This window comes from Streptomyces sp. CNZ287, assembly GCF_007827615.1.
The window spans coordinates 135,567-160,383 of record NZ_VISV01000017.1; the positions used below are offsets into that span (position 1 = coordinate 135,567).

At 75.2% G+C, this 24,817-nt stretch carries 19 protein-coding genes; 5 read left to right on the forward strand and 14 right to left on the reverse strand.

Features of this window, described 5'->3' with window-relative positions:
* Positions 1 to 19: 19 nt before the first annotated feature.
* Complete coding sequence (nsdA, locus tag FB457_RS26750) at positions 20 to 1,543, reverse strand: transcriptional repressor NsdA (RefSeq protein ID WP_145783533.1); 1,524 nt, start codon at positions 1,541 to 1,543, stop codon at positions 20 to 22.
* Between the two features lie 403 nt (positions 1,544 to 1,946).
* On the opposite strand from nsdA, the gene FB457_RS26755 reads away from it, so the two are divergent.
* Positions 1,947 to 2,636 (forward strand): bifunctional DNA primase/polymerase, encoded by a 690-nt coding sequence (locus FB457_RS26755; RefSeq protein WP_145783535.1) that lies wholly within the window; start codon positions 1,947 to 1,949, stop codon positions 2,634 to 2,636.
* Between the two features lie 122 nt (positions 2,637 to 2,758).
* Here the strand turns inward: FB457_RS26755 and ftsY are convergent, their stop codons facing one another.
* The 4 genes from ftsY to FB457_RS26775 all read right to left on the reverse strand — a co-directional run bounded on the left by ftsY (position 2,759) and on the right by FB457_RS26775 (position 8,643).
* On the reverse strand, positions 2,759 to 3,970 hold the full coding sequence (gene ftsY / locus FB457_RS26760; protein WP_145783537.1) for a signal recognition particle-docking protein FtsY: 1,212 nt from the start codon (positions 3,968 to 3,970) through the stop codon (positions 2,759 to 2,761).
* An 82-nt stretch (positions 3,971 to 4,052) separates the two neighbouring features.
* Complete coding sequence (smc, locus tag FB457_RS26765) at positions 4,053 to 7,631, reverse strand: chromosome segregation protein SMC (protein ID WP_145783539.1); 3,579 nt, start codon at positions 7,629 to 7,631, stop codon at positions 4,053 to 4,055.
* Positions 7,632 to 7,873: 242 nt separating this feature from the next.
* Positions 7,874 to 8,074, reverse strand: a complete 201-nt coding sequence (locus tag FB457_RS26770; protein ID WP_047018321.1) for a hypothetical protein — start codon at positions 8,072 to 8,074, stop codon at positions 7,874 to 7,876.
* Between the two features lie 287 nt (positions 8,075 to 8,361).
* Entirely contained in the window at positions 8,362 to 8,643 is a 282-nt protein-coding gene (locus tag FB457_RS26775) for an acylphosphatase (protein WP_047018320.1), read from the reverse strand.
* A 145-nt stretch (positions 8,644 to 8,788) separates the two neighbouring features.
* Between FB457_RS26775 and FB457_RS26780 the strand changes: the two genes are divergently transcribed.
* On the forward strand, positions 8,789 to 9,766 hold the full coding sequence (locus tag FB457_RS26780; RefSeq protein ID WP_145783540.1) for a CAP domain-containing protein: 978 nt from the start codon (positions 8,789 to 8,791) through the stop codon (positions 9,764 to 9,766).
* Positions 9,767 to 9,794: 28 nt separating this feature from the next.
* Here the strand turns inward: FB457_RS26780 and mutM are convergent, their stop codons facing one another.
* From mutM to recG, 8 genes are all read right to left on the reverse strand, one after another.
* On the reverse strand, positions 9,795 to 10,649 hold the full coding sequence (gene mutM / locus FB457_RS26785) for a bifunctional DNA-formamidopyrimidine glycosylase/DNA-(apurinic or apyrimidinic site) lyase (RefSeq protein ID WP_047020414.1): 855 nt from the start codon (positions 10,647 to 10,649) through the stop codon (positions 9,795 to 9,797).
* Positions 10,650 to 10,656: 7 nt separating this feature from the next.
* Positions 10,657 to 11,622: a ribonuclease III gene (gene rnc / locus FB457_RS26790; RefSeq protein ID WP_145783542.1), complete on the reverse strand. Its 966-nt coding sequence runs from the start codon at positions 11,620 to 11,622 to the stop codon at positions 10,657 to 10,659.
* 18 nt (positions 11,623 to 11,640) lie between these two features.
* On the reverse strand, positions 11,641 to 11,814 hold the full coding sequence (gene rpmF, locus FB457_RS26795) for a 50S ribosomal protein L32 (RefSeq protein WP_018844671.1): 174 nt from the start codon (positions 11,812 to 11,814) through the stop codon (positions 11,641 to 11,643).
* Between the two features lie 2 nt (positions 11,815 to 11,816).
* Positions 11,817 to 12,497 carry a YceD family protein gene (locus tag FB457_RS26800; protein ID WP_047018318.1) on the reverse strand — a complete coding sequence of 227 codons (681 nt, stop codon included), beginning with the start codon at positions 12,495 to 12,497 and terminating at the stop codon, positions 11,817 to 11,819.
* A 117-nt stretch (positions 12,498 to 12,614) separates the two neighbouring features.
* Positions 12,615 to 13,799 (reverse strand): F0F1 ATP synthase subunit B, encoded by a 1,185-nt coding sequence (locus tag FB457_RS26805; protein WP_047018317.1) that lies wholly within the window; start codon positions 13,797 to 13,799, stop codon positions 12,615 to 12,617.
* 24 nt (positions 13,800 to 13,823) lie between these two features.
* Positions 13,824 to 14,303 (reverse strand): pantetheine-phosphate adenylyltransferase, encoded by a 480-nt coding sequence (gene coaD, locus FB457_RS26810; RefSeq protein ID WP_078898719.1) that lies wholly within the window; start codon positions 14,301 to 14,303, stop codon positions 13,824 to 13,826.
* A gap of 88 nt (positions 14,304 to 14,391) precedes the next feature.
* The gene (gene rsmD / locus FB457_RS26815) at positions 14,392 to 14,967 is read right to left on the reverse strand and encodes a 16S rRNA (guanine(966)-N(2))-methyltransferase RsmD (protein WP_047018315.1); all 576 of its coding nucleotides are present in this window, start codon (positions 14,965 to 14,967) and stop codon (positions 14,392 to 14,394) included.
* A 151-nt stretch (positions 14,968 to 15,118) separates the two neighbouring features.
* Entirely contained in the window at positions 15,119 to 17,389 is a 2,271-nt protein-coding gene (gene recG, locus FB457_RS26820; RefSeq protein WP_047018314.1) for an ATP-dependent DNA helicase RecG, read from the reverse strand.
* Positions 17,390 to 17,555: 166 nt separating this feature from the next.
* Between recG and FB457_RS26825 the strand changes: the two genes are divergently transcribed.
* On the forward strand, positions 17,556 to 19,424 hold the full coding sequence (locus tag FB457_RS26825) for an HSP90 family protein (RefSeq protein ID WP_047018313.1): 1,869 nt from the start codon (positions 17,556 to 17,558) through the stop codon (positions 19,422 to 19,424).
* On the forward strand, positions 19,421 to 22,492 hold the full coding sequence (locus FB457_RS26830; protein WP_145783544.1) for a tetratricopeptide repeat protein: 3,072 nt from the start codon (positions 19,421 to 19,423) through the stop codon (positions 22,490 to 22,492). The genes FB457_RS26825 and FB457_RS26830 overlap by 4 nt, the downstream gene beginning before the upstream one ends.
* 93 nt (positions 22,493 to 22,585) lie before the next feature.
* Here FB457_RS26830 and FB457_RS26835 read toward each other — a convergent pair whose 3' ends face one another.
* A complete protein-coding gene (locus FB457_RS26835) occupies positions 22,586 to 24,286 on the reverse strand; it encodes a DAK2 domain-containing protein (protein ID WP_145783546.1) in 1,701 nt (566 codons plus the stop codon).
* Positions 24,287 to 24,512: 226 nt separating this feature from the next.
* Between FB457_RS26835 and rpmB the strand changes: the two genes are divergently transcribed.
* The gene (rpmB, locus tag FB457_RS26840; protein WP_018839653.1) at positions 24,513 to 24,698 is read left to right on the forward strand and encodes a 50S ribosomal protein L28; all 186 of its coding nucleotides are present in this window, start codon (positions 24,513 to 24,515) and stop codon (positions 24,696 to 24,698) included.
* Positions 24,699 to 24,817 lie beyond the last annotated feature (119 nt).

The window sequence follows — 24,817 nt, forward strand, 5'->3', positions numbered from 1 at the left end:
GGGGAGCCGCGGGTTCGAATCAGCCGGCGGCTTCCACGGTCTCGGGCAGTTCGCGGGCGAGCCGGTCGGCCAGGTCGGCGACCTCGCCCACCGCGCCGTACCGGCGCACGGCGGTGTCGACGGTCTTGCGCAGCCGGGTGTTGACCCGCTCGGAGCGCACCTGGCGGGCGACGGTCAGCGCCTCGCCCGCGCACAGGGCGCACTGCCGGGGATCCTCCTCCAGCAGGTGGACGGTGGCGAGGCCGACGAGGTTCAGCGCGTACGAGCGGCGCCGCTCGGCGTCGGCGGCGAACAGCTCGACGGCGCGCGCCATGACGGGCCGGGCGAGGGCGGCGTAGGTGGGGCTGCGGCCCGCGACGTAGGCGAGGTCGCGGTAGGAGTGGGCGTTCTCGCTGTTCAGTTCCGCCTCGGAGAAGAAGCGGATCCAGTCGGGCTCGGAGCCGTCGGGGTCGATCTCCTCGAAGCAGTCCTGGGCCATGCGGACGGCCCGGTGGCAGCGGTCCGGGCGGCCGAGGTTGGCGTACGCGCGTGCCTCCATCGCATACAGCATCGACTGGGTACGGGCCGTGGCGCTGTCGCGGCTGCCGTACTGGGCGAGGTGGATCAGCTCCAGGGCGTCGTCGGCGCGGCCGAGGTGGATCATCTGCCGGGCCATGCTGGACAGTACGTACGCGCCGAGCGGCCGGTCGCCGGCCTCCTTGGCGGCGTGCAGGGCCAGCACGAAGTACTTCTGGGCGGTGGGCTGGAGGCCCACGTCGTAGCTCATCCAGCCCGCGAGCTGGGAGAGTTCGGCGGTGATACGGAACAGCCGCTCGGCGACCGCGGGCGCATACGGCTCCTGGAGCAGGTCGGTGATCTCGTGCAACTGCCCGACGACGGCCTTGCGGCGCAGCCCGCCGCCGCACTGGGCGTCCCACTGGCGGAACTTGGCGGTGGTGGTCTCCAGCAGCGCCAGCTCGGGCCCGGAGAGGGCGTAGGGCGGGACGCCGGCGGGCGCGGCGGAGGCGGCGGCCGGGGCGGGCACGGGGGCCGCAGGGCCGCCCGGCCCCGGGGGGTGCGCCAGCCAGCGCTGCATGGGCTCGACGAGGACGGGGCCCGCGGCGACGTTCAGCGAGGTGCCGAGGAAGCCGCGGCGGGCGAGCATGAGGTCGCTGCGCGAGAACTCGCTGATGTGCTCGACGGTTTCCGTGGCGTTCCACGGCAGGTCGATGCCGGAGACGGCGGGGCGGGGGCGGGCGGCGTGCAGTCCGAGCTGGTCGACGCCGACGACGCGGCCGAAGCGCTCCGAGAACAGGTCGGAGAGGATCCGCGGGATCGGCTCGCGCGGCTGTTCGCCGTCGAGCCAGCGGCGGACGCGGGAGGTGTCGGTGCTGATGTGGTGGGCGCCGAGCTGGCGGGCCCGGCGGTTGACCTGCCTGGCCAGCTCGCCCTTGGACCACCCGCTGCGCAGGAACCAGGAGGTGAGCTCCCCGTTGGGGCCCTTGCCCGCGCCGGTGGCGCCGGTCCGGCTGCCGCCCGTGCCGTCCAACTCCAACGCCCCCATCCCGCCTCGGCCGTCGTGGTACGCCCCGGATTATCCCCGGAACCGAAGCCCCCGAAGCCCGGTGGGAATTCCTGCCGTTGGCATATCCATCTGTCGCATGCCGCCGCCGCTGGCACTGAGAGTAATCCTACGATCACGGTTTCGCGAGCGCGATCACGGAAACGCCACCATTCGCCACCCCTACGAGTGAACACGGCGCCGCTGACACGCGGTTGACTTGACGAGGGACGGCATCGCAGCGTTCGAGGTGACGCCCGGCAGGGCGCGCGCCGCGGGTCACGCTACCCCCTCGCACGCCATCACACCCCGGATACACCTCCCCGACAACACAGTGTTACGAGCAAACTGCTGTGAGTGAGGCGTGCGGAGTGACCGACCGCACCGGCGAGCAGTTGGAGGGGGCATGGGTTTCCCGATCGGCGGCATCCGCGGCCGACGCGACATCGGATCCGTCCGGCGCGCCCGTACGTCCGCCGGACACGCGGCGACGGCGGTGGCGGAGTACACCGGGCTGTGGGGCTGGGACGTGCTGCCCGGCGCGCCGCTCGTGCGCGGCGACGGCGGCGGGCGCGTCTGCTCGTGCGCGCGGGGCGCCGCCTGCCCCGCCCCCGGAGAGCACCCGCTGCCGGACGCCCGCCCCGTCCCCGCGGGCACCCCGCTGGACGAGGTGACGGACGCCTGGGCGGGCACGCCGGGGGCCGCGGTGCTGCTGCCGGTGGGCCTGTCGTTCGACGCCCTGGAGGTGAGCGCCGTCGCCGGGCGGCGGGCGCTGCCGCGGCTGGAGCGCCTGGGGCTGCCGCTCGGCCCGGTCAGCGCGACCCCGGACGGGCGGGCGCACTTCTTCGTCGCCCCCGGCGCCGCCGCCGAGCTGCCCCGGCTGCTGTACCGGATGGGCTGGGACGGCGCCCGGCTCGACCTGCGCTGCCTCGGCCGGGGCGACTATCTGCTCGCACCGCCCTGCGATCTGCGCGGCCTCGGCCCGGTGCGCTGGCTGCGCCCGCCGACGCTGGACACGGCGGGCGGCCCGCCGCCGGCCCGGCTGCTGCTGGGCACGCTGGCGTACGCGCAGAGCGCCTGGCTGCGCGCGGGCTGACCCCGGCGCCCGCGTACGGGGGGGGCCACCAGCGGCGTGCATACGGTCCGCTCCACCGGCCGCGGACAGCAGGACAGCCCCCCTGCCCGGGGGTCGGCGGGGGTCGGCCCGGGGCAAGCGGCTCAGTCGCCGATCAGCGCGTCCACGAACGCCTCGGGCTCGAACGGCGCCAGGTCGTCCGCGCCCTCGCCCAGGCCCACCAGCTTGACCGGCACGCCCAGCTCCCGCTGCACGGCGATCACGATGCCGCCCTTGGCGGTGCCGTCCAGCTTCGTCAGCACCAGCCCGGTGATGTCCACGACCTCCGCGAAGACCCGTGCCTGCACCAGCCCGTTCTGCCCGGTCGTGGCGTCCAGCACGAGCAGCACCTCGCCGACCGGCCCGTGCTTCTCCACCACCCGCTTGACCTTGCCCAGCTCGTCCATGAGCCCGGTCTTGGTGTGGAGCCGCCCCGCGGTGTCGATGAGCGCAACGTCGGCGCCCTCGTCGATGGCCTCCTTCACCGCGTCGTACGCGACGGACGCCGGATCGCCGCCCTCCGGTCCGCGTACGGTACGCGCGCCGACCCGCTCGCCCCACGTCTGGAGCTGGTCCGCGGCGGCGGCCCGGAAAGTGTCCGCGGCGCCCAGCACCACGGACTTGCCGTCGGCGACCAGCACCCGGGCGAGCTTGCCGGTGGTCGTGGTCTTGCCGGTGCCGTTCACGCCGACGACGAGCACGACGCCCGGCACCTCGCCGCCCTCGGGGCCGACGGACTCGGCGGTGTCCAGCGACCGGTCGGCCTCGGTGCCGACGAGCGCCAGCAGCTCCTCGCGGAGCAGCGCGCGCAGCTCCTCGGGCGTGCGCGTACCGAGGACCCTGACGCGCTCGCGCAGCCGCTCCACCAGCTCCTGCGTCGGCTGCACGCCGACGTCGGCGGTGAGCAGCGTGTCCTCGATCTCCTCCCAGGTGTCCTCGTCGAGGTGTTCGCGGGAGAGGAGGCCGAGGAGGCCCTTGCCGAGGGAGTTCTGCGAGCGGGCCAGCCGCGCGCGGAGCCGGACGAGGCGCCCGGCCGACGGCGCGGGGACTTCCAGCTCCGGCGCGGGCGCCGGCGGCTCGGCGACGACGGTGCCGGTGGCGGCGGCCTCGCCCGGCAGACCCACCTCCTCGATGGTCCTGCGCTGCTCGTCGCCTGGCTCCCCCGCCTCCTCGCCGACCTGCGGCTCGGCGGGGGTCGTGGTGCCGGGCGACGGCGGCGGGGGTACCTGCTTCCGGCGGCGGGAGCCGAGGACCAGGCCGCCCGCGACGAGGACTGCGACGACGGCAATGGCGATGACGATGAGGATGATGTCCATAACGCCCACCAGTATCGCCCGCCCGGGAGGCGTTCGCGGCACCCCGCCCACTTCCGGCCCGCGGGACGCCGGCGCGGAGGGCTCAGCTGAGCCGCTGACTGATCACCTTGGAGACGCCGTCGCCCTGCATCGAGACGCCGTAGAGGACGTCGGCGACCTCCATCGTGCGCTTCTGGTGCGTGATCACGATGAGCTGCGAGGTGCGCTGCAGCTCCTGCATGAGCCGCACCAGCCGCTGCAGGTTGGTGTCGTCCAGCGCGGCCTCGACCTCGTCCATCACGTAGAACGGGCTCGGCCTGGCCATGAAGATCGCCACCAGCATCGCCACCGCGGTCAGCGAGCGCTCCCCGCCGGACAGCAGCGACAGCCGCTTGACCTTCTTGCCCGGCGGCCGCGCCTCCACCTCGACGCCGGTGTTCAGCATGTCGTCCGGGTCGGTGAGGATCAGCCGGCCCTCACCGCCGGGGAAGAGGCGGGAGAAGACACCCTCGAACTCGCGGGCGGTGTCGTGGAAGGCGTCGGTGAAGACCTGCTCGACGCGCTCGTCGACCTCCTTGACCACCTGGAGCAGGTCGGCGCGGGTGCGCTTGAGGTCGTCGAGCTGTTCGGTGAGGAACTTGTGCCGCTCCTCCAGCGCCGCGAACTCCTCCAGCGCCAGCGGGTTGACCTTGCCCAGCTTGGTGTACGCGCGCTCCGCGGCCTTCAGCCGCTTCTCCTGCTCGGCGCGCACGTACGGCCGCGGCCGGTTGCGCGGATGTTCCGGATCCTCGGGCAGTTCCTCACCCTCGGCGGGCAGCGACGGCGGTACGGGCTGGTCGGGCCCGTACTCCGCCACCAGGTCGGCGGGCTCGACGCCCAGCTCCTCCAGCGCCCGGCCCTCCAACTGCTCGATGCGCAGCCGCTTCTCGGCGCCCAGCACCTCGCCGCGGTGGACGGAGTCCGTGAGCTTGTCCAGCTCGCCGGCCAGCTCGCGGGAGAGCCGGCGCTGCCGGCCCAGCTCCTGCTCACGCTCCGCGCGGGCCCGCTCAGCGGCGGCGCGCTCCTCCTCGGCGCGGGCCAGGGAGACCTCGACGTGCGCGAGGAGCTGCCGGGCACCGGCGGCGACCGCGGTGGCGACGGCCGCCTCGTGCCGCAGCCGGGCGCGGCGGCGCTCGGCCCGGGTGCGGGCCTCGCGCTCGGCGCGGGCGGCGCGGTCGAGCCCGTCGGCGCGGCCCGCGAGGCCCTTGACGCGCTCCTCGTGGGTACGGACCTGGAGCCTGGCCTCCATCTCGGTCTGCCGGGCGTTGGCGCCGTCGGCGGCGAGCCGGTCGCGCACGGAGGTGTCGGAGTCGGAGCCGTCGTCGCCGTCCTCGGCGGCGCCGGCCTCCTCCTCGGCGGTCTCCAACTGCGCCGCCAGTTCCTCCGCCTCCGCCCCCGCGCGGGCCAGGGCCTCCTCCGCGCGGGCCGCCGCGGCGGCGCTGCGCTCGGCCTCGCCCGCGGCGGCGCGGGCCTGCCCGGCGAGCCGGCCCAGCTCGCCGGCGACGCGGGACTTCTCGCGGTCCGCCGCGCTGCGCCGGCCGCCCAGCTCCTCGACGAGCGCGGCGCACTCGGCGCGCCGGGCGACGGCCGCCTCCTGCCGGTCGCGGAGCCGCAGGCAGCGGGCGTCCAGCTCGGTCAGCTCGGCCGCCGCCTCGTCGACGGACGCCTGCACCTCCAGCAGGCTGGGGGCGCCGGCGGAGCCGCCGTGGGCGAAGTGGCCGCCGAAGAGGTCGCCTTCCGCGGTGACGGCGGTGAGCTCGGGCCGGAGCGAGACGAGGTCCTCCGCCTCCTCCAGCGTGGCGACGTACACCGTACGGGCCAGCAGCCGGCGCACGGCGGGCAGCAGTTGGTCGGGGCCCGCGACCAGGGCCGCGAGGTGGCGGGCGCCGGGCGGGAGCTCGCCGTCGGGCAGCGGCTCGTACGGGGCGTCGCCGAGGAGCAACGCGGCGCGCCCGGCGTCGTGCTTGCGCAGCAGCCGCAGCGCGTCGGCCGCGGCGGCGGGTCCCGAGACGGCGAGGGCGTCGGCGGCGGCGCCGAGCGCGGCGGCGACGGCGACCTCGTACCCGGGGGCGACGGTGAGCAGTTCGGCGGCCGGGCCGAGCACGCCGGAGAGCTTGTCGCGGGCCTGGAGCAGGGTGCCGGTGCCGTCCTTGCGGCGCAGGCCCAGGGCGAGCGCGTCGCGGCGGGCGGTGGTGGCGGCGCGGGCGCGCTCGGCCTCGGCGGTCTCGTCGCGGGCGGCGGTCAGCTCGGCCTCGGCCGCCTTGAGGGCGCTCTTCGCCGCCTCCTGCTCGGCGGCCAGTTCGCTGTCGTCCCCGGCCAGTCCGTCGACCTCGGCCTTCAGGGTCTCGTACGCCTCCTGCGCGGCCGCGGCGCGCTCCTCCGCCTCGTCGCGCGCGGTGGCCAGCCGGTCGATCTCGGCCTGCGCCGAGGCGGCGCGGCCGCGGGCGGCGGTGACCTTGCCGCTGAGCCGGGCGAGCCGTTCGCGGCGGTCGGCGACGGCGCGGGCGGCGTCCTTCAGCCGCCGCTCCTCCGCGGCGAGTTCGCGCTCCAGTTCGGCCCGGTGGGCGACGGTGTCCTCCAGCGCCCGTTCGGCGGCCTCCAGGGCGGCTTCGAGCTCGGCCTCCTGCTGGCGGATGCGCTGCGCCTCGCGCTCCAGGTCCTCCGGGTCACGGCCGCGGCGCTCGTCCTCGGGGGCGGCGGTGGCGTGCTTGGCGCGGGCGTCGGCGAGGCTGACGGTGCCGCGGACCCGCTCGGCGAGCTGGCCGAGTTCGTGCCAGGCGCCCTGCGCCTCGGTGAGCCGCGGGGTGAGGGCCCGTACCTGCTCCTCCAGGGCCGATTCGCGCGCGCGGGCGGCGGTCAGCTCGGCCTCGGTGGCTTCCTTGCGCTCCTTCAGCGCCGCCTCGTCGGCGATCTCGGCGGAGAGGGCCGCGCGGAGGGTGACGAGGTCGTCGGCGAGCAGCCGGAGCCGGGCGTCGCGCAGGTCGGCCTGGATGACGGCGGCCCGGCGGGCGACGGCGGCCTGCCGGCCCAGCGGCTTGAGCTGGCGGCGCAGTTCGTCGCCGAGATCCTGGACGCGGGCGAGGTTGGCCTGCATCGCGTCCAGCTTGCGCAGCGCCTTCTCCTTGCGCTTGCGGTGCTTGAGGACGCCGGCCGCCTCCTCGATGAAGGCGCGGCGGCCCGAGGGGTCGGCGTGCAGAACGGAGTCGAGCTGGCCCTGGCCGACGATGACGTGCATCTCGCGGCCGATGCCGGAGTCCGACAGCAGTTCCTGGATGTCGAGGAGGCGGCAGGTGTCGCCGTTGAGCTGGTATTCGCTGCCGCCGCTGCGGAACATCGTCCGGGTGATGGTCACTTCGGAGTAGTCGATGGGCAGCGCGCCGTCGGAGTTGTCGATCGTCAGCGAGACCTCGGCGCGGCCGAGGGGCGGCCGGCCGGTGGTCCCGGCGAAGATGACGTCCTCCATCTTGCCGCCCCTGAGGGACTTCGCCCCCTGCTCCCCCATCACCCAGGACAGCGCGTCCACCACGTTGGACTTTCCCGAGCCGTTCGGGCCCACGACACAGGTGATGCCCGGCCCGAAGCGGAGGGTGGTGGCGGAGGCGAAGGATTTGAACCCCCGGAGCGTGAGGCCCTTCAAGTGCACTGGCGAGCTCTCCTCCGGCAACGAAACATGTGCCGGAGACTCTATCGCGCAAGCCGGTTTCACTGGGTAACCGCCGGGGCACATCCATTACGGAGCATCACCCCCGGGGTGCCGGCTCCGGGGCGGGTTCCCTGCCGGGGGATCCGTAAGAGACGGAGGAACGACGAAGGGACGCCCGTAAGCGTCCCTTGACAGTTATCTCAAGCGGTTGAGGTGCAGACCTGACGGTTCTCGCATGATTGTCAGGTAAGCGCAGGCTCCGCCTGGGGTACGTCGAGCAGTGACTCGCTGTTGTGAGCAGCGGCGGCGGCGAGCATGTCGTTCTCGGCCTGGACGCGGACGAGTTCCGACTCCAGGTCCTGGACACGCTGCTGCAGCCGTCGCATCTCGGCGAGGAGTCGCGGGTCAGTACCGCCGACGTAACCGAGAAGCGCCTTTGCCATGATTGCAGGTCCTCCACATTGAGTGACCGACCGAGCGGTGTGGGTCGTGAGGGATTCGCACCCGCGTGTCTGCCCATGGCACAAACAGCAAGGGTGCGCGGGGCTTCAAGCGTCTCACCAAATGGTTTGACGGTCAACACGATCACACCCCGCATCGGGCGCAGCGCGTGCAATTGCAGGCCGCGGGGGGTGGCAGGACCCGTCTGGTGTGAGAGCTTTGCACGCCCGGCAGCCGTTGGCAACCCGCTGGTCATCCCTGTCGGACCAGCCCTTATGGCGGAGCGTGCTCAGCGGATGGCAAATGAGTGATATCCGCCGCGCGGCTCGTCCCAGATCTCCGTCACACCCGACACGCGGCCCGGCGTGTCGGCGGACCGCAGCCACTCCAGCAACTCCTGACACTGCGCTCGCGGACCCTCGGCGACGATCTGGACCCGGCCGTCCGCGAGATTGGCGGCGAAGCCGCTGAGGCCGCCGATCTCCAGCGCGCGGGCGCGGGTGAACCAGCGGAAGCCGACGCCCTGGACCACGCCGCGCACCCATGCCGTCATGCGGACGTCCGTACTCATGTGACGCACGTTATCCGGACGATGTGGCCGCGGGCACGTCCGGCGTAGGGGTCATGGCGTACAGTCTGCCGACAGCAATATCACTCGTGTGTGCGAGTGGCACGTGTGCAGGAGATGTTGTCGTCGGACGTGAGGGGTCAGCCGGATGGGCCGCCACAGACGCTCGGAGCCGCAGCCCCCGACAGGCCACCGCGGGCACACGCCCGCCGCGTACGACTCGTACGACTCCTACGGTGACCGCGAGGCGCACGGCGCCGGCCGGTCGCGGGGGCAGCACCGCAAGCAGAGCCCGGCCAGGGCCGGGATGCTCGGTACCTCGGCGGCGCTGGCCGTGGGCGCGGTGGCGATGGCCTCCGGGGTCCTCGGCAGCGGCTTCGACCTCGACCGCGGCGGCGGCGGTCCCGCCGGGCACGTCCAGGCGGGTGATCCGCCGTCCCCCAGCACCCAGGGCTCCTCCGAGCTACCGACGCTGGAGGCGTCGCCGTCCGCGAGCGACGGTTCTGAGCGGCCGGAGAGCGGGAGGCCGGAGGCGAAGAGGAACGGCGGCAAGGACGCGCGGGACGGCAAGGAGTCGAAGAGTGCTTCGCCCTCCACCTCGGCGCCCGAGCGTGAGAAGCGGGAATCCGCGGAACCGTCGTCGACGTCCCCGAGCCCGTCCCGCACGGAGTCGCGCTCGCCCTCCCCCACGAAGACGCGGACCTCCGAGCCCACCCCCTCGGCGAAGCCGACCGCCACCGCCGACGCCGCCACCGCCGCGGAGGCGGAGGTGCTGCGGCTGGTCAACCAGGAGCGCGCGCAGGCGGGCTGCCGCCCGCTGACGAACGACCCGGAGCTGGCGAAGCTGGCCGGCGACTACAGCCAGGACATGGCGGAGCGCGGCTTCTTCGACCACACCGACCCCGACGGCAACGACCCGTGGGAGCGCGCGCAGGACTACGGCATAGCCGACCTCGGCGGCGAGAACATAGCCCGCGGCCAGGCCAACGCGCAGTCGGTGATGGACGCCTGGATGAACAGCGAAGGCCACCGCGCGAACATACTGAACTGCGACTTCCGCACCCTGGGCGTCGGCGCCCACTTCGGCGACGGCGGCCCCTGGTGGACGCAGAACTTCGGCTTCTGAGGCGCGGGTTGCGGGTGGTCCGGCCGGGTCAGGGGCGTGGTGGGCGCTGGCAGCGGGGGCAGAAGTAGCTGGAGCGGTTCATCCAGGGGCGGCGGCGGATCGGGGTGCCGCAGCGGCGGCAGGGTTCGTCCTCGCGGCCGTACGCGTCGAGCGAGCGGGCGAAGTAGCCGGACTCGCCGTTGACGTTGACGTACAGGCTGTCGAAGCTGGTGCCGCCGACGTCGAGCGCGGCGTTCAGCACCGCGCGGACGTGCCCGAGGAGTTCCGCGGTGCGGGGGCGGGTGAGGCCGGCGGTGGGGCGCTCGTAGTGCAGGCGGGCGCGCCACAGGGCCTCGTCCGCGTAGATGTTGCCGACGCCGCTGATCAGCGACTGGTTCAGCAGCGCCCGCTTGATCGTGGTCCGGCTGCGGCGCAGCGCCGCGTGGAACGCCGCGTCGTCGAACTCCGGGTCCAGCGGGTCCCTGGCGATGTGCGCGATGACGTCGGGCAGCCCCCCGGCCGCGTTCGGGTGCAGCGAGAGGCCGCCGAACGTGCGCTGGTCGACGAAGCGCAGCTCCGTGTCCGTCTCGTCCGCGAAGCGGACCCGGATCCGCAGGTGCTTCTCGTCGGGCGCCGCCTCCGGCCGGACCAGGAGCTGGCCGCTCATGCCCAGGTGCGCGAGCACCGACTCGGGGCCGTCGGCCAGCGGCAGCCACAGGTACTTGCCGCGCCGCCGCGGCTCCCCCAGCGGGTGCCCCGTCAGCCGGGCGGCGAAGTCACCGGCGCCCGCGGGGTGCCGGCGTACGGACCTGGGGTGCAGCACCTCGACGGAGCCGACCGTGCGGCCCGCGACCCACTTCGCCAGGCCGCGGCGCACCACCTCGACCTCCGGCAGCTCCGGCATCGCCGCGCTACCGGTCGGCGGCCTGCGCCGCCCCGGCGGGCCCCGCGGCGGCGTCACCGTCCGCGGAGTCCGGTACGTCCGCGGGCGTACCGGCCGACGCGGACGTGCCGGCGGACGCGGACGCGCCGTCGGACGCGGGCGTACCGCCTGATGCGGACGCGCCGTCGGACCCGCCGGACGGCGCGGGCTCCGGTGCCGCGGCCGCGGAGCCGTTACTCCCCACCGCGCCCGTGCCCGCCTCGCCGTCCGTCCCGGTCGCGCTGATCGCGCGCCAGGCCGTGTCCGCCGCCTGCTGTTCCGCTTCCTTCTTGCTGCGGCCGGTGCCGGTGCCGTACGTGACACCACCGACGCGGGCGGCAGCCGTGAAGGTCTTCTCGTGATCCGGGCCGGTCTCGCTCACCAGGTACTCCGGCACGCCCAGTCCCCTGGCGGCCGTCAGCTCCTGCAGCGACGTCTTCCAGTCCAGCCCCGCCCCGAGGTTCGAGGACTTCTCGATCAGCGGGTCGAAGAGCCGGTGCACCAGCTCCGACGCCGCCTCCAGTCCCTTGTCCAGGTAGACCGCGCCGATCACGGCCTCCAGCGTGTCCGCGAGGATCGACGCCTTGTCCCGGCCGCCCGTCCCCTCCTCGCCCCGGCCGAGCCGGATGAACGCGCCCAGGTCGAGCCCGCGGCTCACCTCGGCGAGCGCACGCGAGTTGACCACCGCGGCCCGCAGCTTGGCCAACTGGCCCTCGGGCAGGTCGGGGTGGCCCCGGAACAGCGTGTCGGTGACCACCAGGCCGAGCACCGAGTCCCCGAGGAACTCGAGCCGCTCGTTGGTGGGCAGACCGCCGTTCTCGTACGCGAACGAGCGGTGGGTGAGGGCGCGCACCAGAAGGGCGGGCTCGAGTTCGTACTCGAGCCGCCCTTCCAGGATCTTGGGGGACGAGGCTGTGTCGGCCGGCGCCTTCCGCGGCGTAGTGGCATCTGACATGAGCCTTCTCCCCGTCGCTCAGACCTCGAGGACCTGGCGGCGGTTGTACGTGCCGCAGTTCGGGCATGCGATGTGCTGCTGCTTCGGCTCGTGGCAGCGCTCGCATGCCACCAGGTGCGGGACCGCAGCCTTCCACTGCGACCGGCGGTGGCGCGTGTTGCTGCGTGACATCTTCCGCTTCGGAACGGCCACGGCTACTTCTCCTGCTTCTCGCCGGCGCCGTCGTCAGCGCCGCTCGTATCGTTCTTCTCGCCGTCCGAGACGGTCTCGGCGAGTCCCTGCAACGCCGCCCACCGGGCGTCGACGACGTCGTGCCGGTGGTCCGGGTCGTCCGCGAGCCGCGCCCCGCAGTCGGGGCAGAGGCCCGGGCAGTCCTCCCGGCACACCGGCTGCAGCGGCAGTGCGAGCACCACCGCGTCGCGCAGCTCCGGTTCGAGGTCGAACATGTCGTCCTCGAGGTACAGCGTCTCCTCCTCCGCGTCCGCCTCCTCGGCGTCCGCGCCGGAGCCGCCGCCCCGGGCCACACGGCCCCTGGCGTCGGTCTCCGGGTAGGAGTACAACTCCTGGATGTCCACTCGGAGCTCCTGCCCGAGCGGCTCCAGACACCTTACGCACTCGCCCGTCGCCCGTGCCCGGGCGGTGCCCGTGACGAGCACGCCCTCCATCACCGACTCGAGCCGCAGCTCCAGCTCGACGGGGTCGCCCTCCGGCACGCCCACCACCTCGTTGCCGAGGTCCTTGGGCGCCGGCACGGTGCGGGAGAGCCGCTTGAGCGTACCGGGACGACGGCCCAGCTCCCGTGTGTCGAACACGAGAGGGGCGCGGTGGTCCGGATGGGCTTTCAGGGCTTTCCTGCTTTCGTGCACCCTGCGCATGACGGGCAGGGACGGGCGCGGCGCGATACGGCGAGGGTCCAGAATACTTGAGACCCCGCCCAGGACCCAATCCGGGCGTCCGGCCGCGGCCGGTCCCGGCGGGTGCTCCCCGGCGGCTCAGCGGCCGCGGTCGTCGTACTGCCTGAGCTGCTCCAGGTCGATCATGCTGGTGTCGAAGAGGCTCGTCTCGTCCAGCGCGGCGGGCGCCGGGGTGTAGCCGCCCTGCTGCGGCAGGTGCGCGTCACTGTGGCCGTACGGCACCTGCTGCCCGGCGTCCGGGTACGCGCCGGCCGGAGCCTGCTCCTGCTGCCCGGCCTGCTGCGCCCAGCCGTAGCCGGGCTCCGGCTGCTCGTAGCCCTGCGGGTAGCCCTGGCCGTAGCTCTGCGGGTAGTCCGGCTGCTCCGGCTGGGGGTAGCCGGCCTGGCCGTAGCCCTGCGCGGCGGTGACGTCGTAGTACGCGGCGGCCGGCTGCGGGGCGGCGTGCGGGGGCTGCTGCGCGGGGGGCGGCGGGATCGCGGGGTCCCTCGGAGCGCCGGGGGCGTGCGCCGGGCCCGGAGGCGGGTCGGCCAGCTCGGCCAGCTCCGCGAGGTAGCTCTCGTCCGTCGTGCCCGTGTGCCCGGTGCCGGGCTGCCCGAAGGTCTCGCCGAGCTGGTCCGTGGGCCGGGCGCCCTGGAGTTTCTGCCGGCCGCGGCCGACCGCCTCCAGGGTCTTGGTGAGCACCGACTGGAACGCCTGGAACTGTGCCTCGACGTACGTATCGGCGCGCCTGCGCTGCTCCTGCGGGTCGGCGCTGCGCTCGGGCGCCTCGCCCGCCGGGTCCTGCCCCGCCTCGAAGCCCTGGGGGTCGTCGTACCCGGGGGCGCGGCCCAGCAGCTTGTCCCTGCCGCGGTCGACGGAGCCGATGGTCTTGGTGAGGACGACCTCGAAGTTGGCGAGCTTGCTGTCGACGTAGTCGTCGGCCTCGGCGCTGATCTGCTCGGCCTCCTGGCGGGCCTCGCCCAGGATCCGGTCGGCCTCGGCCTGGGCGTGCCGGGCGACCTCGGTGTCGGAGATCAGCGCGTTGCGCCGGTTCTGCGCCTCGTCGAGGATCTGCTCGGCCTCGCGGCGTGCCTCCTCGACCAGTTGCTCGCGCCCGCCGAGCAACTGCTGCGCCTGGGCGAGCGACCCGGGCAGTGCCTCGCGCACCTCGTTCAGCATGCCGAGCAGCTCGGCGCGGTTGACCACGCACGACGCCGACATGGGCATGGACCGCGCGCCCTGGAGGGCCTCCGCGATCTCGTCGAGCTTTCTCTGCACGTCCATGGGGAAAGACTCTACGGCGCCCGGCTAGGACTTGGTGAGGCGTTCGCCGAGTGCCCGGTTGACAACCGGGGGTACGAGGTGGGATACGTCGCCGCCCCAGGTGGCCACCTCTTTGACCAGGCTGGAGGAGAGGAAACTGTAGGTCGGGTTGGTGGGGACGAAGAGGGTCTCCACGCCCGACAGGCCGTTGTTCATCTGGGCCATCTGCAGCTCGTAGTCGAAGTCGCTGACGGCGCGCAGCCCCTTGACGATGGCGGGGATGTCGCGTTCCTTGCAGTAGTCCACGAGGAGGCCGTGGAAGCTCTCGACCTCCACGTTGCCGTACTCCGTCGTGCACTGGCGGATGAGGTCCATCCGCTCCTCGACGGTGAACATGCCTTTCTTCGACTTGTTGATCATCACGGCGACGTGCACGACGTCGTAGAGCTTCGAGGCCCGGGCGATGATGTCGAGATGCCCGTTGGTGATGGGGTCGAAGGACCCCGGACAGACGGCGCGGCGCAACGGAGGTTCCTCGCTCTCGGTTCCGGTCGTGAGGGTCATGAGGGTGTGGGTGGCGGTCCAGGGTCGGGGGCGGGACGGAGGCGGGCGGTCATGGGGCCGGGGAGGCGGCGCGACCGTACCAGAGCGTGCCTTCGCCGTAGCGCCTGGCCCGCAGCCCCTCGAACCCGTCGGGCCAGGGGAATTCGCCTCCTCGGGTGCTGCGCTCCACGGTGGCGAGCGCGCCCGGTGACAGCCAGTCGTGGGCACGGAGTGTGACGAGTATCTCGCCCACGGCCGCGTCCTCCACCTCGTACGGCGGGTCGAGGAAGACCACGTCGTACGGGTCGGGGGGCGGCGGCCCGGCGACGACCTGCTCGGCGCGGGCGGCGCGCACCTCGGCGCCGGGCAGGCCCAGGGCGCGGACGTTCTGCCGGATGACGCGGGCGGCGCGGGCGTCGGCCTCGACGAGCAGCGCGTGCGCCGCGCCGCGGGAGAGCGCCTCCAGGCCGACGGCGCCGGAGCCGCCGTACAGGTCGAGGACGCGCAGTCCTGCGAGCGGGCCGAGGAGGGCCTGCCAGGTGGAGAAGAGACCCTCGCGGGCGCGGTCGGAGGTGGGCCGGGTGCCGGTGCCGGGCGGCACGGCCAGGCGCCGCCCGCCGGCGGTGCCGGCGATCACGCGGGTCATGGCTGCTGGTTGTCCTTGTCCTCACGGGCGCGGTCCGTCCCACGATATGCCTCCGGGGTGACGGGCGCGGTGCCGCCCGGTGGCGCGCGGGCGGCGGGGCACGCGCCACTTGCGCCGCCCGCCCGCGCACAAGCCCGCAGCGGGGCCCGTGTCAGCCCTTGTCGAGGAACTGCTCCCGTTCGTCGTCCAGCAGGCTCGCCAGCGCGCCGCGCAGCTCCGGGTACGCGGTCAGCTCGGGGTCCTCGGCCACGATCGCCGCGGCGGCGTCCCGGGCCTCGGCGATGACGTCCTCGTCGTCGATGACCGTGAGCATCCTGAGGCTGGAGCGGGCCCCGGACTGCGCCTGGCCCAGGACGTCGCCCTCGCGGCGCTGCTCCAGGTCGATACGGGAGAGCCGGAAGCCGTCCTGCGTGGCGGCGACCGCGTCCAGCCGGGTCCTGGCGGGAGTGCCCTCCGGCATCTCGGTGACCAGCAGGCAGAGCCCGGCGGCCGCGCCGCGGCCGACCCGGCCGCGCAACTGGTGCAACTGGGAGACGCCGAAGCGGTCGGCGTCCATGATGACCATGACGGTGGCGTTGGGGACGTTGACGCCGACCTCGATGACCGTCGTGGCGACCAGCACGTCCACCTCGCCGGCGGCGAACCGGCGCATCACGTCGTCCTTGGCGTCCGGCTGCATCCGCCCGTGCAGCACCTCGACCTTCAGCCCGGCCAGCGGCGCCCCGGGGGCGGCGGAGAGCTGCGCGGCGACGTCGAGGACCGCCAGCGGCGGCCGCCTCTCCGCCTCGTCCTCGGGCGACGGCGCCTCCTTCGCGCCCTTCCCGCCCTTCGCCCCCTTGCCGCTCTTGCCGCCCGTGGGCTCCGTCTCCTCCGCGGAGTCGCCGATGCGCGGGCAGACGACGTACGCCTGGTGCCCGCCCTCGACCTCCTCGCGCACCCGCTCCCAGGCGCGGGAGAGGAAGTGCGGCTTGTCGGCCGCCGGCACGACGTGACTGGCGATCGGCGAGCGGCCGGCCGGGAGCTGGTCGAGCACGGAGGTCTCCAGATCGCCGAAGACCGTCATGGCGACCGTACGCGGGATGGGCGTGGCGGTCATGACCAGCAGGTGCGGCGTGCGCTTGTCGTCCCCGCGGTTGCCCTTCGCGCGCAGCGCGTCCCGCTGCTCGACGCCGAAGCGGTGCTGCTCGTCGACCACGACCAGGCCCAGGTCGTGGAAGTGCACCTTGTCCTCGATCAGCGCGTGCGTCCCGACGACGATCCCGGCCTCGCCCGTGGCCAGGTCGAGCAGCGCCTTGCGGCGGGCCGCGGCGCCGGAGGAGCCGGTGAGCAGCTCGACCTTCGTGCCGTGCTCGGCGCCACCGAGAAGGCCGGCCTCGGCCAGCTCGCCCATCATCTCGGTGATCGAGCGGTGGTGCTGCTGCGCCAGCACCTCGGTCGGGGCGAGCATCGCGGCCTGCCCGCCCGCGTCCACCACGGCGAGCATCGCCCGCAGCGCCACCAGCGTCTTGCCGGAGCCCACCTCGCCCTGGAGCAGCCGGTGCATGGGGTGGTCGGTGGCCAGGTCGGCGAAGATGTCGGCGGAGACCCGCTGCTGGCCCTCGGTGAGGGTGAACGGCAGCCGGGCGTCGAAGTCCGCGAGCAGCCCCCCGGCGGGCGCCACCCGCGGCACCGCGGGCAACTGCCCGTCGGCGTGCCGCCGCCGGGCCAGGGCCACCTGGAGGACGAACGCCTCGTCCCACTTCAGCCGGTCCCGGGCCGCCCACAGGTCTGCCTTGGTCTTCGGCCGGTGCACCTTCAGCAGCGCCTCGCGCAGCGGTACGAGCCCCCGCTCGGCCCGCAGCGCCGCGGGCAGCGGGTCGGCGACGCCCTCCCAGCCCGTGGCCTCCAGCCCGTCCAGCACGGTGTCGACGGCCTGCTGGAGCTGCCAGGAGGCGAGCTGCCGGCACGCCGGGTAGAGCGGGAGGAGCTTGCCCGCCCACTCGTCGGCCTCGGCGTCGGCGCCCGCGCCGTCCTTGCCGGACAGCGGCTTGTAGTCGGGGTGGGCGAGCTGGCGCTTGCGGTTGAAGACGGTGACCTTGCCGGCGAAGAGGGCGCGCCGGCCGGGCAGCAGCTCCTTCTGCGGGTGGTACGCGCCGCGCCCGAAGAAGACGAGGGTGAGCCGGCCGCTGCCGTCGGTGATGACCACCTCCAGCCGGCGCCCCCGGCCCGTACCGAGCATGGCGGCCTTCTCCACCTGCGCGACGACCGTGACGTGCTCGTCGATCTCCAGGTCGGCCAGCCGCGTCAGCTCCCCGCGCTCGGCGTACCGCCGGGGGTAGTGGTGCAGCAGGTCTCCGGCCGTGTGCAGATCCAGGTGCTCCGCCATGGCCTTGGCGGTCCGGTCTCCGACGGACGTCTTCAGGGGCTCTTCCAGCACGGACACGCGTCCATTGCACACCATCGGGCCGACAGAGCGTGGAAACCCCTGGTAACCCGGGCCCGCGCGGTCCTACGATGGTCCGCCTCGAACTCCCCTTCGCGATCACCGACGCCGATCGGGATCGCCCGACCCGCGCCGCCCCTTCCACCCCCCCGCCGGCGCTCCAGTGATGACATCTGAGAACGCTGCGCCCGCCTCGTCCCACACCTTCCAGGTCGACCTGCGCGGCCTGGTGGACCTGCTCTCCCACCACCTCTACTCCAGTCCGCGGGTCTATCTCCGCGAACTGCTGCAGAACGCCGTCGACGCGGTCACCGCCAGGCGCGCGGCCGACCCCGGCGCGCCGGACCGGATCCGGCTGTACCCGCGGGACGGCGGCGGCGCCGGGCTGCGCGTCGAGGACAGCGGGGTGGGGCTCACCGAGGCGGAGGTGCACGAGCTGCTCGCCACCATCGGCCGCAGCTCCAAGCGCGCCGGGGGCCTGGAGTCCGTGCGGGCCGGGTTCCTGGGCCGGTTCGGCATCGGGCTGCTGGCCTGCTTCCTGGTCGCGGAGCGGATCCGGGTGGTCAGCAGGTCGGCGCGGGAGCCCGGGGCGCCGCCGGTGGAGTGGACGGCCGCCGGCGACGGTTCGTACACGGTACGGACGCTCCCCCCGGCCGCCCGCCCCGAGCCCGGCACCACCGTGTACCTGACGCCGCGGCCCGGCTGCGCCGAGTGGTTCGAGCCGGCCCGCGTCGCCGGCCTGGCCCGCGACTTCGGCTCGCTCCTGCCGTACGACGTGCGTGTGGACGAGACGCCGGTCACCGAGCTGCCGGCGGTCTGGGACCGCCCGTACCCGAGCCCGGCCGCCCGGCGGGTGGCTCTCGCGGCCCACTGCCGGGACGTCTTCGGCTTCACCCCGCTCGACGCCGTCGAGCTGGACGTGCCGCTCGCGGGCGTACGCGGGGTCGCGTACGTGCTGCCGTCCGCCGTCAGCCCCGCCCAGCGCGCCGGGCACCGCGTGCATCTGAAGGGCATGCTGCTCACCGCGCGCGCCGAAGGGCTCCTGCCCGACTGGGCGTTCTTCGTCCGCTGCGTCGTCGACACCGACAGCCTGCGCCCGACCGCCTCACGGGAGGCGCTGTACGAGGACGAGACGCTCCTGGCCGTACGGGAGGCGCTCGGCGGGGCCGTACGCGACTGGCTGACCTCGCTGGCCACCGGCGACCCGGACCGGCTCACGCAGTTCCTCTCCGTGCACCACCTGGGCGTGAAGTCGCTGGCCCGGCACGACGAGGAGATGCTGCGCACGATGCTGCCGTGGCTGCCGTTCGAGACCACCGACGGGCAGGTGTCGCTGGCGGAGTTCGCGCAGCGCCACCCGGTGGTGCACTTCACCCGCAGCGTGGAGGAGTTCCGGCAGGTCGCGCCGATCGCCTCCGCGCAGGGCATCGGCGTCGTCAACGGCGGCTACACCTACGACGCGGAGCTGGTCGAGCTGCTGCCGCGGGTACGCCCCGGCACCGCGGTCGCCGAGCTGGACCCGGACACCGTCACCGCCCACCTGGACGGCGTCGACGCGGCCGAGGAGCTGGCCCTGTCCGGCTTCCTCGGCGTCGCCCGCGCCCGCCTCGACCCGCTCGCCTGCGACGTCGTGCTCCGCGCCTTCCACCCGCTGACCGTGCCCGCGCTCCACCTCGACGACCGCGCCGCCCGGCACGAACGGGCCCGCGCGGACGAGGAGGAGCAGGCCGACGAGTTGTGGGCGGACATCCTCGGCAGCCTGCGCGGCGGCGCCCCGCGCGCCCGGCTCGTCCTCAACCACCGCAGCCCGCTGGTGCGCAGGATCAGCACGCTGGGCGCTCCCGAGCTGGTCGGCAGCGCGGTCGAGGCGCTGTACGGGCAGGCGCTGCTGATGGCGCAGCGCCCGCTGCGGCCCGCCGACTCGGCGCTGCTGAACCGGGCGTTCGCCGGCCTGCTGGAGTGGGCGACGCACCCGCCGGGGGCCGCGGACCCCGCGGCCGGCGCCCCCGGCACCGGTGAGGAGGACGGCCGATGAGCACGGACGCCCCCGCCCCCTCCCCCGCCGGGCCTCCCGCCGACATCGTCGCCTTCCGCCAGGCGATGCACGACAACGCGCGGGAGCCGGAGGGCCCCGGCCGCAACGCGGGCGCGGAGCGGCTGCTCGCCGAGGCGGAGCGGACCGGCCAGGCGGCGTTCGTCGTCGAGGCCCTGATCCACCTGCTGCAGACGTACAACTTCAGCTCCGAGCAGGACAAGATGTTCGTCCCCTTCGCGCGGCTGCTGCGCATGTGGGACGAGTGTCCGGAGGACTTCGACGAGGAGGACGCCCACCGGCTGTTCTGGATGTTCAAGTGGGTCTCCTCCGGGATGACCGACCAGCCGCACATCCCGCTGGCGGCGATGGAGAAGTGGCTTGCCGAGATGGAGCGCCGCTACCGCCTCGCGGGCCACAGCGAACGCGCCGTGCGGCAGGCCGAGTACCACATCGCCGAGCACGTCGGCGACGACGCGCGCGCCGCCCGCGCGTACGCCGCCTGGCGCGCCGCGGAGCGCGACGCCACGAGCGACTGCCACGCCTGCGAGCTGCGCGGCCAGGGCAGTCGGGAGGCGGGGCACGGGGACGACGCCGCCGCGCTCGAGCTGTGGGCGCCGGTGCTCGGCGGCGTGCACACCTGCGCGCACGAGCCGCACGCCACGCTCGCGGAGTCGCTCCTGCCCCTGCTGCGGCTGGGCCGCGTCGACGAGGCGCGGGCCAACCATCTGCGCGGGCACCGGATGGTGCGGCGGATGGAGAGCATGCGGTTCGCGTTCGCGCGGCACGTGGAGTTCTGCGCGCTGACGGGCAACGAGGCGCGGGGCCTGGAGCTGCTGGCGGAGCGGCCCGCCTATCTGACCGACCGGGGCGAGCCGTCGAGCCTGATGGCGTACCTGGCGGTGACGGCGCTGCTGACGCGGCGGCTGGCGGATCTCGGCCTGGGCGCGGAGCCGGTGGTGGGCCCGCCGGGGGCCGGGGACCCCGGACGGGAGTGGAAGGTCGCGGAGCTGGGGGCGTACGCGGAGCGCGAGGCGCTGGCGCTCGCCAGCCGCTTCGACGCACGCAACGGCACGGCGGCCGTGTCCTCGGGCGTACGCGAGCGGATGGCGCGCGAGCCGCTGACGGAGCGGCTGCCGCTGGGGCTGCGCGTGGGCCGGCCGGTGCGCCGGCCCGCGGCTTCCGCCGCCGGTGCCGCGGCGCCGCCCGCCGCGGGGGCCCCCGCGGCACGGCCCGGGGTGGCGGAGCTGCTGGCGGCCGCCAGGGAGCTGACCCAGGCCCGCCGCCCCGACGCGGTACGGGCCTGGGCGGACGCGGCGCGCGCGGCGGCGGAGGCGGGCACCGAGCTGTCCGTACGCGACCGGGCGGAGGCCACCGCCCACCGCGCGATGCACCCGGACACCGCCGACGCCGAGGTCGCGGCGCTCCTCGGGACGGCGGCCGGGCTCTTCGAGGCGGCGGGCGACCCGGGCCAGGCCGAGGTGGCGCGCGCCCGCGCGGCGTTCGCCCTCGCCCGCGAGGGGCGTACGGACGAGGCCCTGGCGGCGGTCGCGGAGCCCTGTACCCGGGCGCTGGCGCTGCACGCGGAGGGCCGCGCCACGGCGGCCGAGGCGGCGACGGCGCTGATCTGCCGGGCCCGTATCCACACCATGCGCGGCGACGGGGCTTCCGGCACACAGGGCACCGCCGCGGCGGACGGATCCGCCGCCGACGCGGTGGCCGCGGTGGCGGACTTCGCCGCGCCGTACGCGGACGATCCGCGCGTCGCGGGACGGATCGCCGAGACGTACGAACTCCGGGCGGAACTCGCCGCCCGCCGCGGCGAGACGGAGCCCGCCGCGGCGCTGTACGCGCAGGCGGTCGACGGGTACGCCGCCGCGGGCGTGCCCTGGTACGCCGTACGGGCCCGGTCCGCGCTGGCCGGCCTCGCGTCCCGGCTCGGCGACCGCGAGACCGCGGAGCGCGCCGTGCGCGGGGCGCTGGAGCACAGCGCCCTGCACGCCCAGCCCGCCGGGCAGGCGGGCCTGCACCTGCAACTGGCCGACGTCCTCTGCAACACCGGCCGCGACGGCGAAGGCGCCGAGCACCTGCTCGAAGCCGCCCTCTGGGCCGACGAGGCCGGCGACTCCGCCGGCACCGGCGCCTGGGCCCGCCACCACCTCGGCGGCGCCCTGCTCCGCCTCGGCCGCGCGGCGGAGGCGGCGACGGTGCTGGAGGACGCGCTCGCGGACCTGGGCGCGGAACGGCACGGCGAAGGCACCGTGGTGCAGACGCGCTGGTGGCTGGGCGACGCCCTGGGGCGGCTCGGGGAGCACCAGCAGGCGGCGGAGCAGTACCTGCTCGCCGCGGAGATCGCCGCGCACTGGCCGCGCGAGGGCGCCCGCGACCACGCGATGCTGGCGACGCTGGCCGCGCAGTCGCTGAGCAGCGCGGACCTGGACACCCAGGCGGCCCGCGCGTACGAGCGCGCCGGCGCGCTCTGGCGGGACCTCGGCGACGTCCCGGCCCTGATCCGCACGCTCAGGTCCCGCGCCTGGCTGGCGCTCCGGCCGGAGCAGGAGGGCGCGGCGGCGGGCCGGGCGCTGATGGCGGAGGCGGAACGGGAGCTGACCACGGCCCTGGCGGCGACGGAGCCGGGCGCCCCGGTGGCGGCCGAGGCCGGCGGCGCCCCGGTCCGCGGAGGGCGCCGCGACGTCCTGCTCGCCGAACTCGCCGCCACGCACCGGCAGACCGGCGACCTGATCACCGCCGCCGCCGGCAGCACGCCGCACGACCCGGACGAGTACGCGGCCGAGGCCGCCCGTGCCGCGTACGAAGAGGGGCTGGCCCACGTCGAACGCGCCGTGGCCGGCTTCGCCGGTCTCGGCCCCGACTGCCGCGACGAGTACACCGGCGCCCACCTCCTCGCCGCCTGGCTGGAGGCCGACCTGGGCCGCCCCGGGGCGGCGGCGCGGCGCGCCCGCGCGGTACTCGCCGCGTACGCGGACGACGACGCCGCGGGCGAGACCGCGGAGTCCCGCCGGGACGAGGCCCGGGCGCTGCTGGACCACGCCGGGGCCGCCGGGGCCTGACCGCCGCCGCAGCCCGCGCCGCACCGCCGCCACCCGGCGCGTGCGGCCGGGCTCCGCCCGGGAGCGTCCCCGCCGACCGCGTGGCGCCCCCCGCTACTCCACCCCGATCAGCAGCGGTGCCGACTGGCTGCCGCCCTCGTACACGACCGTGTCCACCGCCAGGTGCCCACTCCGTACGTGCGCCTCCAGGCGGGCGCCGAAGCCCCGGGGCAGGTCGGGGCCGAGCACCAGCGTGACCAGCTCACCGCCGCCCGCCAGCATCCGGTCGAGCACCGCCTCCGCGGTCCCGGCGAGGTCGGCGCCGACCACCGCCACGTCGCCCTCCATCACCCCGAGTACGTCGCCGGGGCGGCAGATACCCGCCGTCGTCCACGCCTCCTGCTCCGCGACCGCCAGCTCCGCGTGCCGCGTGGCGCCCGCGGCGGCCGTCATCGCGACCACGTCCTCGTCGAACCGCCGCCCCGGGTCGTGCACCGCGAGCGCAGCAAGTCCCTGGACCGCCGCGCGCGTCGGGATGAGGGCCGCGCGCACGCCGGACGCGCGCGCCTCCTCCACCGCCACGGCCGCGGTGTGCCGCAACTCCGCGTCGTTCGGCAGCAGTACGACCTCCCGCGCGCCCGTGCGCCGCATCGCCTCCGCCAGTTCCCCGCTCGCGGGCGGCTCCCCCTCCCGTACGGTCACCACGCCCGCGCCCGCCTCCGCGCAGAGCGCCGCCAGCCCTTCGCCCGGCACGACGGCGACGACGGCCCGGCCCCCGGGCCCGCCGCCGGCACCGCCGCGCGGGGGCGCGGCGGTGCCGGCCGGGAGGTGGGTGATCCGGATGCGGTACGGGCGGCCCGCCTCGACGCCCGCCTCGACGGCGGCACCGGCGTCGTCGACGTGCACGTGCACCCGCCACAGCCCGTCGCCGCCGACGACGACGAGGGAGTCGCCGAGCGCGTCGAGCCGCGGCCTGAGCCGGGCGACGGCGTCGTCGGCGGCCTCCAGCAGGTAGATCACCTCGTACCCGGGCCCGCCCCCGGCCGGCACCGGACAGGCGGCGTCGCCGCCCTCGTGGCGGGCGGTGGTCCTGCGGGAACCCGCCCCGCGGCCCGCCGGCCCTTCGAGCTCCAGCTCCGTGGGGCGCGCGGCACCGCTCAGCGCGTCGGCGAGCGTGCCCAGCACCGCCACCAGGCCCAGCCCTCCGGCGTCCACGACGCCCGCCCGGCGCAGCACGTCCAACTGCCCGGTCGTCGCGGCCAGCGCCTCCCGCGCGCCGTCGTACGCGGCCCTCGCCACCCGCGCCGCGTCGCCCGCGCCCGACCCCTCGGCCGCGGCCGCGGCGGCGTCGGCGACCGTCAGCATCGTGCCCTCGACCGGGTGCTCCACCGCCGCCCGGGCCGCGTCCGCGCCCCGCCGCAGCGCGCCGGCCAGCAGCGCCCCGGAACCCGGGCCGGAGCCGGTACCGGAGCCCGCGTCCGCCGCCACCACCGCGCCCGTCAGCCCTCGCAGCAGCTCCGCCAGGATCGTCCCCGAGTTGCCCCGCGCCCCGATCAGCGCCCCGTGCGCCATCGCCCGCAGCACGTCCGCCACCGCCGGCTCCACGCCGCCGCTGCTGCCCGCGGTCTCCGCCGCGAACGCCCCGTACACCGCGTCCACCGCCTGCGCCGCCGACTCCACCGTCAGGTACAGGTTCGTCCCGGTGTCGCCGTCGGCGACCGGGAAGACGTTGACCGCGTCGATCTCCTCCCGGCCCCGGCCCAGCGCCTCCAGGGCCAGGGCGCACCAGGCCCGCACGGACGAGGCGTCGAGCACTGCACAACCCCCTCGGAACGGACGACGGCACGGCCGGGTACGGTGTAGCGGCAGCGTAGCCGCTGGACCGGTGATTTCCTCCGCCGGGAAGCGCCGTAGTATGCTGCACAGGTTGCCCGGTCCCGTACCGGGCCTTCCTCCCCCGGCACGGCCGGCCTGCTCCTTCCCGGAGAAGGGCGCGCTGCCGGGTTCCGACCGTACGTGCATCAGAAGCTTGGAGTGACCCGTGGCTGCCAACTGCGACGTCTGTGGCAAGGGGCCGGGCTTCGGCAACAACATCTCCCACTCGCACCGCCGCACCCGCCGCCGCTGGAACCCCAACATCCAGCGGGTGCGCGCCGTGGTCGGGGGGACGCCGAAGCGCCTCAACGCCTGCACCTCGTGCATCAAGGCGGGCAAGGTCTCGCGCTGACGTAGCGCAGCCGCCCACGCACGGCGAGCCGGTCCACCGCGGGGTGGGCCGGCTCTCTCGTGTCCGCGCGGCCCCACCGGGCCGTACGGAGAAGGCAGTTCCCGCCCGTACGGGGGCAC